Source organism: Jeotgalibaca sp. MA1X17-3 (assembly GCF_021513155.1).
Classification (GTDB): Bacteria; Bacillota; Bacilli; order Lactobacillales; family Aerococcaceae; genus Jeotgalibaca.
This window is the reverse complement of record NZ_CP090983.1, coordinates 1,573,290-1,584,418: the sequence shown is the minus strand read 5'-3', so window position 1 is coordinate 1,584,418 and position 11,129 is coordinate 1,573,290. Positions and strand designations below refer to the sequence as shown.

Here is an 11,129-nt window from a genome sequence, read left to right as displayed (position 1 = left end):
GCTGCAATATATTGGAGGAATAAAAGTAATGATTAAATTAGTAGCGTTAGACTTAGATGGAACTTTACTAAATTCAGATAAAAATATTAGTGAAGGAAATAAAAAAGCCATTAAAAGAGCGAAAGAAAAAGGTGTTAAAATTGTTCTTTGTACGGGAAGACCGCTCCTAGGCATCAAGCGCTATTTAGATGAATTAGGTTTATTAGAAGAAGGAGACTACGCGATTACTTATAATGGAGGCCTCGTTCAAAAAAATAATACTTCTGAAATTCTATCTCAAAAGACACTCTCCTATCAACATATTAAAGAATTATATGAGCTCAGCCAAACATTGCAGATTCCAATGAATATGATTGATTTAGAAAGTGTGTACGAACCAGAATATCCGTTAAATAGAGAATCACTTTATCCTTCTCTAATGAGTTCTAGCTTACCTTTTATCAACAAAAACATTGAAAGTTTTCATGTCAACCACCAATTTAATAAAGTTGTATATTGTATTGATCCAGTTATTTTGGACCAAGCGATTAAGCAAATTCCAGATGAAGTAAAAAGTCGCTATTCAATGATGAAGTCACGACCGCTTTTATTTGAAATTATGCATCCAGAAGTAGACAAAGGCAGTGGGATTGAAACCCTTTGTAAATTGTTAGGGTTCACTCGTGATGAAGTAATGGCATGTGGAGATGAAGAAAATGACTTAGCAATGCTACAATATGCTGGAGTAGCTGTAGCGATGGAAAATGCGAGTGACTTTGTAAAACAACAAGCTACTTTTATATCGAAGTCAAATGATGAAGATGGCATAGCACATGCTTTCAATGAATATATATTTTAAGAAGAATTAATTACTATTAACAGGGATGTGAAGAAATGGGTTTATTTGATCGAATTAAAAGAGCTTTTACCGGAGAAGATGTATCACAAGAACCTGTAAATGAAGAAAATCGTATTGTTATTGAAAAATATGATAAGGGAATGGAAAAAACAAGAAAGAGTTTCTCTGAAAAGATAAATGATCTTTTTGCTGGATTCCGTGAAGTAGACGAAGACTTTTTTGATGACTTAGAAGAAACACTTATTTCAGCAGATGTAGGCTTTGAAATGACACTAGCAATTTCTGATGTCTTACGTGAAGAAGTAAAAAATAAAAACGTTCGTACCGGAGAACAAGTAAAAAATGTAATTGTTCAAAAGATGGTAGAAGTCTATGAAAAAGGTGCAACTTCTTTACCTACAATTAATGAAAATCCAAATGGATTAACCGTTATTTTATTTGTTGGTGTTAATGGAGTAGGAAAGACTACGACGATTGGAAAGTATAGTCATCTCTTAAAACAAAGAGGGAAAAAAGTGTTACTAGCCGCAGGAGACACATTCCGTGCAGGAGCCATTGAACAATTAGCTTCATGGGCTAATCATGTTGGAGTTGATATTGTTACCAGTCCTGCAAAGTCCGACCCAGCTAGTGTTGTATTTGATGCATTGAAGAAGGGGCAAAAAGAAAATTATGATTACCTTCTAATCGATACTGCCGGTCGATTACAAAATAAAGTCAATTTGATGAAAGAATTAGAAAAAATTAATCGGATTATTGAAAGGGAAGTCCCTGGAGGAACGTCCGAAACTCTTTTAGTATTGGATGCTACTACAGGTCAAAATGCACTCATTCAAGCTAAACAATTTAAAGAAACTACAAATGTGACAGGTCTTGTTCTTACGAAGTTGGATGGTACTGCAAAAGGTGGAGTGATATTAGCTATTCGTCAAGAAATGGATATCCCTGTTAAGTTTGTAGGTTTGGGTGAAGCAATGGATGATTTACAAGTCTTCGATCCAGAGCAATACATTTATGGTCTTGTGAGAGATTTAGTTGAGAAGAAAGCTTAAATTTTTCGGCTAAACTCTTTGTTGTTGAGAGAAGAAAAACGATTGACTAATTTTGAGATAATCGGTACTCTTAATGATGGTGTAAAGTCTTTACCTTGACATACAGCTAGGAGGCGAAATCATCATGGAGCTAGAGAAAACAAATGATATGAATACACTGTTTGAGTTTTATAATATCTTGCTCACCAAGAAGCAGAGAGGCTACCTTTCTCTTTATTATGGGGATGATTACTCTTTGGGAGAAATTGCTGATGAGTTTGGAGTAAGTAGACAAGCAATTTATGATAATATTAAAAGAACTGAAAAAATTTTACTTGATTATGAAGAAAAATTACAGATGGCAAAAAACTTTAGATTACGACAAGATATACTGGATCAAATAAAAGAGTACGTTTCAGAAGAGTATCCCGATGACCAAAAGTTATTAGAAATGATACTCAAAGTAGAGAAATATGATGAATAGAAAAAAGGATGTGAAGAATATGGCATTTGAAGGTTTATCAGAACGTCTACAAGGAGCCATGACAAAAATCGGTAAAAAAGGAAGAATTACCGAGGCTGATTTAAAAGAAATGATGCGAGAAGTCCGCTTAGCACTACTAGAGGCTGACGTAAACTTTCGTGTTGTAAAAGATTTTGTAAAAAAAGTAAATGAACGTGCTCTTGGCTCTGATGTATTAGAGTCACTTTCTCCTGCACAACAGGTTATAAAAATTGTTAATGAAGAATTAACGGAATTAATGGGAGGGCAACAAGAACCGTTCCATTTTGCGACTAAACCACCTACTGTAGTCATGATGGTTGGTTTACAGGGGGCCGGTAAAACGACGACTGCTGGGAAATTAGCTAATTATTTAAAGAAAAAAGATCATAAACGTCCTCTACTGGTAGCAGCAGACGTTTACCGTCCAGCAGCCATTGAACAGCTTCAAACGATAGGAGAGCAATTAAATTTCCCTGTATATGCGAAGGGTGTAGATGCAGATCCTGTTGAAATTGCTAGAGAAGCGATAGAAGAAGCTAAAATGAATGGTAGAGATTTGGTTATCATTGATACTGCCGGCCGCCTACATGTGGATGAAGTATTAATGACTGAATTAAAGGATATAAAAGCAGCTGTACAACCTGATGAAATCCTGTTTACTGTAGATGCGATGACTGGGCAAGATGCTGTGAATGTGGCAAAAGCGTTCAATGAACAGCTAGGAATTACCGGAGTTGTACTTACAAAACTAGATGGAGATACTCGTGGTGGATCAGCTCTCTCTATTCGTTCAGTCACAGGAACCCCTATCAAATTTACTGGACAAGGTGAAAAGTTAGACGATATAGAACCTTTCTATCCAGAACGAATGGCTTCCCGTATTTTAGGAATGGGAGACATGATGACTCTGATTGAGCGTGCTCAAGAAGATTTTGATGAAGCAAAAGCTGCAGAGATGGCAGATAAAATTCGTGAAAATACATTTAATTTTAATGACTTCATCGCTCAGTTGGATCAAGTTTCTAATATGGGACCGATAGAGGATTTACTTAAAATGATTCCAGGTATGAGTAATGTACCAGGTATTGACCAAGTGAAAATGGATCCAAAAGATATGGCTCATATGAAGGCAATTGTTCTTTCTATGACTCCAGAAGAAAGAGAAAATCCAGAACTCCTATCTCAAAGTCGCAGAAAGCGTATAGCTAAAGGTTCTGCTCAAACTTTAGCAGAAGTAAATCGTATGATTAAGCAATTTAATGAATCCCGTAAAATGATGAACAAAATGTCCAAAGGAAACTTCTCCGGTATGGAAGGCATGATGGGGAATGGTCCTAAAGGGAAAATGAATCAGCTAGCTATGAAGAAAATGGCAAGAAAAATGGGTAAGAAGAAGAAAAAGAAAAAGAAATAGAGCTGTAAAGAAAAAACACTTTACAACTGATTAGTAAACTGGTAAGATATCTCTTGTGAGATTGAGAAAAAAATATGGAGGTGTAATAAAATATGGCAGTAAAAATTCGTTTAAAACGTATGGGTTCAAAAAGAAATCCTTTTTACAGAATTGTAGTAGCTGACTCCCGTGCTCCTCGTGACGGACGTTTCATTGAAAAAGTAGGAACGTATAACCCAGTTGTGAAACCAGCTGAAGTAAAATTAGATGAAGAGTTAATAATGAAATGGTTAGCAAACGGTGCACAACCGTCTGATACAGTTAGAAACCTACTTTCACAAGAAGGTATTATGCAAAAATACCACGAATCAAAATCAGCAAAATAATTGTTGAATTGGCGTCAGCAGCATTGAATTCAACCAAAAGGATGGTTTATATGCCTGATATTTCAGAATTGATTCTAGCGATCGTAAAACCCCTTGTCACACATGAGGACAAAGTATCATTAGATATTCGTGAAACAGATGACTTCTTTGAATATCATCTGTTCATTGATCCAGAAGATGTAGGGCGTGTCATCGGAAAACAAGGAAGAGTTGCTCGGGCAATCCGAACAATCGTATACAGTGTAAAGACAAAGAAATCAAAACGAGTTCGTCTTGTTATTCAAGATGGCGAGTGAAAATTTCAGTTGAACTGTAAAACAATCGTATATAAAAAAGCGGACATTCATACTTTATGTTGAAATGGTCCCTTTTTTTTGGATTAATTTCTTGAGAATAAATACTGGCGTATCAGGCTGAAGATTCATAAAAAATAAAAAGAGAAGGTGAAAAATTGGAAAAATATTTTGATGTAGGGAAAATTGTTAATACACAAGGCTTAAAAGGTGAAGTACGTGTCATTTCTTTTACAGATTTTGCTGAGAAGCGGTATGAGAAAGGAAATTCTCTAATGCTTTTCCAAGATCAAAAAAGCCCAATTGAATTAACAATAAAAAGCCATCGTAAACATAAAAATTTTGATTTACTAATGTTTGAAGGATTTCATAATATTAATCAAGTAGAACCATTTAAAGGTGGAACGTTAAGAGTTTCTGCTGATGAACAACATGAACTAGAAGAAATGGAATACTACTATCATGAAATTATTGGCTTATCAGTGATTTCTGATCAAGATGAAGAATTGGGGAAAATTAAAGAAATACTACCTTTAGGATCTAATGACGTTTGGGTTGTTACTAAAAAAGGGCAGAAAGATTTATTGATTCCCTATATTAAAGATGTAGTAAAAGAAGTTGATTTAGAAAGTGGTATGGTTCGTGTCACTTTATTGGAAGGAATGCGAGACGAATGAGAATGGACATTTTAACTCTATTTCCCACTATGTTTGAAGGACCAATGTCAGAGTCCATTATTGGAAAAGCAGTTGAAAAAGGAATTGTTTCCATCCATCCTCAAAATTTCCGAGAATTTTCTGATAATAAACATAAAACAGTTGATGATTATCCTTTTGGCGGTGGAGCAGGTATGTTATTGAGGGCACAGCCAATTGTGGATGCATTAGAGAATATTAAAACGAATAAGCCAGATACTAAAAAAAGAATTATATTAATGGATCCAGCCGGAGAAACATTTAGTCAAAAAATGGCAGAAGAATTAGCAGAAGAAGAGCATTTAATCTTCATTTGTGGTCATTATGAAGGTTTTGACGAGAGGATTAAATCACATATTACAGATGAAGTGTCAATAGGTGATTACATTCTTACAGGTGGTGAGCTAGGAGCAATGGTAATGATTGATAGTGTTGTTCGTTTACTACCAGATACATTAGGTAATGAATTATCTAATCAAACGGATTCTTTTTCAACAGGTCTCTTAGAACATCCTCAATATACTCGCCCTCGCGATTTTAGAGGAGAAGAAGTTCCAGAAGTGTTATTCAGTGGGAATCATGCTAAAATTGCTGAATGGCAAGAAAAAGAATCCCTTCGAAAAACGTGGAACCGACGACCAGACCTATTGGAAGATAGAGAGTTAACGACAAATGAAAAAAAATGGTTGGATGAATTTAAAACAAATTCATAAGAATCCCTTACTTGAAAAAACTTTCTAAAAAAACATCTTGTCAACGGAAAAGACTTTACACATATTTAGTTATATGGTAAGATTTTACGAGTGAGTGGAAAACCACTCTAAGAAACGGTATTCCGCTGTATAGAAAGCTATGTATGAATATTTGTTGGAAGGAGAAGAAAAAATGGCTAATCTGATTGAAGAAATTACTCAAGAACAATTACGTACTGACATCCCGGCATTTCGTCCTGGAGATACAGTTCGTGTACACGCACGTATTGTAGAAGGTGAAAGAGAACGGATCCAGATTTTCGAAGGCGTAGTAATCAAACGTCGCGGAACAGGAATCAGCCAAAGCTATACAGTTCGTAAAATTTCAAACGGTATAGGTGTTGAGCGTACATTCCCATTGCACACTCCACGTGTTGCAGAAATTGAAGTTACACGTTTCGGTAAAGTTCGTCGTGCTAAATTGTACTACTTACGTGCATTGCATGGTAAAGCAGCTCGTATTCCAGAGCGTCGTCGTTAAAATTTCAAACAAAATATTTAAAAATGAGTTAGGACAACAATGTCTTAGCTCATTTTTCTTTTCCAACAAACCAACGGTAACTCATTAGGAAAAGTGATATTTATATCAAAAAGGATCAATCTATATGATATACTAGAAGAACTAAAGAGTGGAAGGGGAATATCAATGAGTGTTTTAGAAGCAATTGATCAATTATTTGCAGAAAAAAATTACCGTTAAAAAAACAAGAAATCCCAAATAATCAATATGTGTATCAAGGAACTTTTAATATTCGTCCAGACAAACAAATTCCTTTCGGAGTTGTTATAGTGGATGGAGAAGGTTTGGTAGATTATCAAATTAGTTTCAAGCGTTTAGCTTACCTTACAAACTATAATGATAAAGCAAAAGTATTGGAATTAATTAATGAGTTAAACCAAACCATTGCCTTTTATTTTACTGTATTCTTAGCAGGAGATGGCGAAATCATCATGAAAATGATGGCAAAAACATCAGAAGATGTTCGTCCGGTTTACGACACACTTATTGTTGGCTCTAATGTAGCGAAACATGTGATGGCTGAACTAGAAAAAATAATTCCACCAACAGAAACAGAATAAAATGGGGCTCTATAAAGGAAATCTTTATAGGGCTTTTCCTTATTCATAAAGAGGGATAAAAACTATTTATGAATCCATACAATTTCTTGTGTGGTACACTATTTGTAGATGAAATGGAATAGAGAAATGATATAAAGAGGGATAAAAATGATTACTGTCGAAAGAAAAGTAATACAAAATATTCCGGTTTTAGAAATAGTAGATCGGAATCGAGAAGAAGAATCATTGCCACTGACCCTTTTTCTGCATGGGATTACAAATCAAAAAGAAAAGGGGCTAGAACCAGGCTATGAAATGGCACTTCAAGGAATGAGAGTTGTCATTCCAGATGCTTTTCTTCATGGAGAAAGAAAAGATGAATCCTATAATGGTAGTAAAGAAATGGCTTTTTGGAATATTGTTTGGCATTCTTTGGAAGAAATCCCTTACTTAGTGGATGAATATGTTTCAAAAGGGAAAGCTTCATCTAATCGTGTTAGTGTAACAGGTCTGTCTATGGGAGCCATTACAACCTGCATGGCATTAGCAAAATATCCTTGGATCCATTCAGGGGGGTGCCTCATGGGAACACCAGATCCGATTGGCTTTACAGAATGGATTTTATCTTCTCACTGGGCAGAGGGAATGGAACCAATAGGAAAAGAAGAAGTATCAGAGTTGATGATTCCTTTTCATTCAATGAGTTTACAAGCAGAACCAGAAAAAATTGCAAAGAGACCTTTCTACATCTGGCATGGAACAGACGACCAAAGTGTACCTTTTGAACAGATTAATTCATTTGTAGCAGGAATTGAAAATCATGATTATGCAGAGAATGTTAAATTTGAGTATAATGAAGGACATGGACATAAAGTTCCTTATGAAATTTTTGGAAATATGGCACACTTTTTAGGGAGTCATTAATTTATATGCTTTAAAAAATTGGCATGAGGTGATTGAGAATGGAAAATGAGAATAAAGAATATACAGAACAAGAATTAGAAGCGATTAAGGAAAATGTTTTAACAGCCCTAGAACAAGTAATTGATCCAGAACTAGGAATTGATATTGTTAATCTAGGTTTAGTATATGAAGTGATTTTAGATAAAAGTGGATTTTGTAAAGTGAATTTAACCTTAACGACGATGGGATGCCCGCTAGCTGATGTCATTACAGATGATATTCACCGAGCGTTAAAGACTGTTTCGGAAGTAAAAGAGATAGAAGTGAAATTAGTGTGGTATCCTGCTTGGAGCACCGACCGTATGTCACGATATGCTCGAATAGCATTAGGAATCCGGTAATATTCATTCCAGATAAAAATATTATGATAGAATAAAAAATAGAGAATACCTGTAAACGACATGAAAATCATGGTCTATACAGGTATTTTTTTATAAAAATATCTACCAAATAAAGGCGATTTCTTTTGACCAAATTTGACCAAAAGCGTATAATAGGAAGTGTAGAGAATAAAAAAACATGGACAATAAAGGAGGAACCCTTTATGAAATTTGAGAAAATGACAACCGCGATGCAAGAGACTGTTGCCGAAGCTCAAAATGTAGCAAGAATACGAAAACATCAATTTATTGAAATTCCTCATGTCTGGAAAGTGATGGTACAGCCAAATACTTTTGCACACAACTTCTATCAAAATATGAGTGTTTCCATAGAGTCTTTTGAAGGGAAAATCGATCAAGAATTAGATAAAATATCAGAAGTCAGAGGAAGCGGAATCCAATACGGAGAAACATTCGGACAAAGTCTCTATCAATTATTTGTTGATTGTGAAAAAATTATGGATCAATTTCAAGATGAGTATTTATCTACTGAAATACTCATATTAAGTTTATTTTCTTCACCACGACATCCTCTAGCAAAATTTCTAGTTGATCATGGATTGAGTAAAAAATTAGTAGAAAATAAGATTGTAGAAATGAGAGGAGGAGACAGCGTGACGTCACCCGATCAAGAAGATAAATATGAAGCATTAAGTAAATACGGTGTAGATCTTGTAGAACAAATGAAAAGTGGAAAACAAGATCCTATTATTGGACGGGATGAAGAAATTCGAGATGTTATTCGAATTTTATCTAGAAAAACAAAGAATAATCCGATCTTAATTGGAGATCCAGGTGTAGGTAAGACAGCAATTGTCGAAGGTCTTGCTCAACGAATCCTACGAAAAGATGTTCCAGAAAACTTAAAAGGGAAAACCATTTATTCTTTAGATATGGGCTCATTGATTGCAGGAGCTAAATATCGAGGGGACTTTGAAGACCGACTCAAAAATGTACTAAAAGAAGTCAAAAAGAGTGAGGGACGAATCATTCTTTTCATTGATGAGATTCATACAATTGTTGGGGCCGGGAAAACAGAAGGAAGTATGGATGCAGGAAACTTACTGAAACCAATGCTTGCTCGTGGAGAATTACATTGTATTGGAGCAACCACATTAGAGGAGTATCGTCAAAATTTTGAAAAGGACAAAGCGTTAGAACGAAGATTTCAAAAGGTAGTCGTTGATGAACCAACTGTTGCGGATACAATTAGTATTTTACGAGGATTGAAAGAACGATTTGAAATCCACCATAGCGTTAATATTCATGATAATGCTCTAGTCGCTGCGGCCAATTTATCTAATCGGTACATCACAGATCGATTTTTACCAGATAAAGCAATTGATTTAGTGGATGAAGCATGTGCTAGTATTAAAGTTGAAATGAATTCGATGCCAACAGAGTTAGATCAGGTTATGCGAAAGTTGATGCAACTAGAAATTGAAGAAGCGGCATTAAAAAAAGAAACAGATGAAACAAGTAAGAAAAGACTTTCTCAACTGCAAGAAGAACTTTCTGAATTACGAGAACAAACAAATGAATTAAAAATGAAATGGGAAGTTGAGAAAGAAGAAGCAGAAACTATTCGCTCTAAGCGAGAATCCTTAGACAAGGCAAGAAGAGAATTAGAAGAAGCTGAGGGAGACTATGATTTAGAACGAGCTGCTGTCTTAAGGCATGGAACGATACCAAAAATTGAAAAAGAATTAGCTGTAATGGAAAAAGATAATGAGGAACGCAAAGAGCGTGACGGACATCTCGTGCAAGAATCTGTTACTGAAAATGAAATTGCTGTAGTAGTAGGCCGATTGACCGGAATTCCTGTAACGAGGTTAGTAGAAAGTGAAAGAGAAAAATTATTGACACTTGCGGATACCTTGCATAAAAGAGTGATTGGACAAGATGAAGCAGTAGATAGTGTCACAAATGCTGTACTTCGTTCCCGTGCGGGTTTGCAATCTACAAATCGACCTATTGGAAGCTTCTTGTTTTTAGGACCAACAGGAGTTGGGAAAACAGAACTTGCAAAAGCATTAGCTGAAAATTTGTTTGATTCGGAAGAACATATGGTTCGAATTGATATGAGTGAATACATGGAGAAATTTTCTGTTTCTCGTTTAGTAGGAGCTCCACCGGGGTATGTTGGTTTTGAAGAAGGTGGTCAACTTACTGAAGCTGTAAGAAGAAGTCCTTACACGATTGTTCTATTAGATGAAATAGAAAAAGCTCATCCGGATGTGTTTAATATTCTGCTACAAGTGATGGATGATGGAAGATTGACTGATTCCAAAGGTAGAACAGTAGATTTCAAAAATACAGTTATTATTATGACTAGTAATTTGGGATCTCAATACTTACTAGATGGTATGGATGAACAAGGGGAAGTTTCAAGTGAAGCAAACCAACAAGTGATGGACTTGTTGAAGATGACTTTCAAACCTGAATTTTTAAATCGGATCGATGATACTGTTTTATTTACACCTTTAAGTAGAAAAGATATTCATCAGATTATCCGTAAAATTTTAAAAGACTTACAAGGACGATTGAATGAACGACAAATTCATTTTACTGCAACAGAAACTCTCATCGATTGGATTGCAGTACAAGCGTATGATCCACAATATGGAGCAAGGCCCTTAAGAAGGTTTATAACGAATGAAATAGAAAATAAACTGGCCCGTGAAATTATTGCTGGAACGATTTATGAAAAACAAATAGTAGAAGCAGATATGGATAATCAAAAAGTGGTATTCCATCAAACAGATGAGTAAAGAATGAAGGTTTTGTTAAGAGTGGCACAAAAAGGATGTACTCTTCTTGTGCTGCTTTTATTA

At 35.3% G+C, this 11,129-nt stretch carries 13 protein-coding genes; all 13 read left to right on the top strand.

What is annotated here, in order from left to right; all coding sequences use genetic code 11:
• Window positions 1-28 precede the first annotated feature (28 nt).
• A complete protein-coding gene (gene yidA / locus LZ578_RS07860) occupies window positions 29-838 on the top strand; it encodes a sugar-phosphatase (RefSeq protein WP_235144635.1) in 810 nt (269 codons plus the stop codon).
• Window positions 839-873: 35 nt separating this feature from the next.
• The gene (gene ftsY, locus LZ578_RS07855; protein ID WP_235144634.1) at window positions 874-1,890 is read left to right on the top strand and encodes a signal recognition particle-docking protein FtsY; all 1,017 of its coding nucleotides are present in this window, start codon (window positions 874-876) and stop codon (window positions 1,888-1,890) included.
• 124 nt (window positions 1,891-2,014) lie between these two features.
• Window positions 2,015-2,353: a putative DNA-binding protein gene (locus tag LZ578_RS07850; protein WP_235144633.1), complete on the top strand. Its 339-nt coding sequence runs from the start codon at window positions 2,015-2,017 to the stop codon at window positions 2,351-2,353.
• A gap of 19 nt (window positions 2,354-2,372) precedes the next feature.
• The gene (ffh, locus tag LZ578_RS07845; protein WP_235144632.1) at window positions 2,373-3,788 is read left to right on the top strand and encodes a signal recognition particle protein; all 1,416 of its coding nucleotides are present in this window, start codon (window positions 2,373-2,375) and stop codon (window positions 3,786-3,788) included.
• 92 nt (window positions 3,789-3,880) lie between these two features.
• On the top strand, window positions 3,881-4,153 hold the full coding sequence (gene rpsP, locus LZ578_RS07840) for a 30S ribosomal protein S16 (RefSeq protein WP_235144631.1): 273 nt from the start codon (window positions 3,881-3,883) through the stop codon (window positions 4,151-4,153).
• A 50-nt stretch (window positions 4,154-4,203) separates the two neighbouring features.
• Complete coding sequence (locus LZ578_RS07835; RefSeq protein WP_235144630.1) at window positions 4,204-4,449, top strand: KH domain-containing protein; 246 nt, start codon at window positions 4,204-4,206, stop codon at window positions 4,447-4,449.
• Between the two features lie 155 nt (window positions 4,450-4,604).
• On the top strand, window positions 4,605-5,123 hold the full coding sequence (rimM, locus tag LZ578_RS07830; RefSeq protein ID WP_235144629.1) for a ribosome maturation factor RimM: 519 nt from the start codon (window positions 4,605-4,607) through the stop codon (window positions 5,121-5,123).
• Window positions 5,120-5,854 (top strand): tRNA (guanosine(37)-N1)-methyltransferase TrmD, encoded by a 735-nt coding sequence (trmD, locus tag LZ578_RS07825; protein ID WP_235144628.1) that lies wholly within the window; start codon window positions 5,120-5,122, stop codon window positions 5,852-5,854. Before rimM ends, trmD begins: the two co-directional genes overlap by 4 nt.
• Before the next feature lie 172 nt (window positions 5,855-6,026).
• Window positions 6,027-6,374, top strand: coding sequence for a 50S ribosomal protein L19 (gene rplS / locus LZ578_RS07820; RefSeq protein ID WP_235144627.1), 348 nt, complete (start codon window positions 6,027-6,029; stop codon window positions 6,372-6,374).
• A gap of 308 nt (window positions 6,375-6,682) precedes the next feature.
• Window positions 6,683-6,973, top strand: coding sequence for a hypothetical protein (locus LZ578_RS07815; RefSeq protein ID WP_235144626.1), 291 nt, complete (start codon window positions 6,683-6,685; stop codon window positions 6,971-6,973).
• A 147-nt stretch (window positions 6,974-7,120) separates the two neighbouring features.
• Window positions 7,121-7,876 carry a prolyl oligopeptidase family serine peptidase gene (locus tag LZ578_RS07810; RefSeq protein ID WP_235144625.1) on the top strand — a complete coding sequence of 252 codons (756 nt, stop codon included), beginning with the start codon at window positions 7,121-7,123 and terminating at the stop codon, window positions 7,874-7,876.
• A 38-nt stretch (window positions 7,877-7,914) separates the two neighbouring features.
• Window positions 7,915-8,256 (top strand): metal-sulfur cluster assembly factor, encoded by a 342-nt coding sequence (locus tag LZ578_RS07805; protein WP_235144624.1) that lies wholly within the window; start codon window positions 7,915-7,917, stop codon window positions 8,254-8,256.
• Between the two features lie 203 nt (window positions 8,257-8,459).
• Window positions 8,460-11,066, top strand: a complete 2,607-nt coding sequence (gene clpB / locus LZ578_RS07800) for an ATP-dependent chaperone ClpB (RefSeq protein ID WP_235144623.1) — start codon at window positions 8,460-8,462, stop codon at window positions 11,064-11,066.
• The last annotated feature ends 63 nt before the right edge of the window (window positions 11,067-11,129 follow it).

Excerpts from the sequence above, each read along its gene's own strand:
- LZ578_RS07805 (WP_235144624.1), top strand. The coding sequence starts at position 7,915 with ATGGAAAATGAGAATAAAGAATATACAGAACAAGAATTAGAAGCGATT.
- rplS (WP_235144627.1), top strand. The coding sequence starts at position 6,027 with ATGGCTAATCTGATTGAAGAAATTACTCAAGAACAATTACGTACTGAC.
- clpB (WP_235144623.1), top strand. The coding sequence starts at position 8,460 with ATGAAATTTGAGAAAATGACAACCGCGATGCAAGAGACTGTTGCCGAA.
- trmD (WP_235144628.1), top strand. The coding sequence starts at position 5,120 with ATGAGAATGGACATTTTAACTCTATTTCCCACTATGTTTGAAGGACCA.
- rpsP (WP_235144631.1), top strand. The coding sequence starts at position 3,881 with ATGGCAGTAAAAATTCGTTTAAAACGTATGGGTTCAAAAAGAAATCCT.
- ftsY (WP_235144634.1), top strand. The coding sequence starts at position 874 with ATGGGTTTATTTGATCGAATTAAAAGAGCTTTTACCGGAGAAGATGTA.
- LZ578_RS07835 (WP_235144630.1), top strand. The coding sequence starts at position 4,204 with ATGCCTGATATTTCAGAATTGATTCTAGCGATCGTAAAACCCCTTGTC.
- LZ578_RS07810 (WP_235144625.1), top strand. The coding sequence starts at position 7,121 with ATGATTACTGTCGAAAGAAAAGTAATACAAAATATTCCGGTTTTAGAA.
- yidA (WP_235144635.1), top strand. The coding sequence starts at position 29 with ATGATTAAATTAGTAGCGTTAGACTTAGATGGAACTTTACTAAATTCA.
- LZ578_RS07850 (WP_235144633.1), top strand. The coding sequence starts at position 2,015 with ATGGAGCTAGAGAAAACAAATGATATGAATACACTGTTTGAGTTTTAT.
- ffh (WP_235144632.1), top strand. The coding sequence starts at position 2,373 with ATGGCATTTGAAGGTTTATCAGAACGTCTACAAGGAGCCATGACAAAA.